Raw genomic sequence first — 287 nt, 5'->3', positions numbered from 1 at the left:
TAAATAAAAAGGAAGTGGGATTGGAAAGAATGTGATAGATTAAAGCAATACCTCAGAGCGGGGATAGATATTTGCAAAAGTTCAACTGATGAAGGACTTATATCCTGAATATACACAAAATTTTTGTTTGTTTGTTTGTTTGTGGAAGGTTCTCCCTGAGCTAGCATCTGTGCCAATCTTCCTCTATTCTGCATGGGGGTCGACACCACAGCACGACCATGGTATAGGCCCGCACCCGGAAGCTAAACCTGGGCCGCTGAAGCAGAGTGCACTGAACTTAACCACTA

Annotated in this window: 1 protein-coding gene; it reads right to left on the bottom strand. The window is 43.6% G+C overall.

Features of this window, described 5'->3' with window-relative positions:
• Positions 1-194: hypothetical protein (locus tag VJI93_RS08675; RefSeq protein ID WP_324009300.1), on the bottom strand; the 194-nt coding region annotated here is incomplete at its 3' end.
• Positions 195-287: the final 93 nt, after the last annotated feature.

Source organism: Parvimonas sp. M20 (assembly GCF_035282425.1).
GTDB lineage: Bacteria > Bacillota > Clostridia > Tissierellales > Peptoniphilaceae > Parvimonas.
Note: the sequence above shows the minus strand (reverse complement) of the source record. Positions and strands in the feature narration are given on the sequence as shown.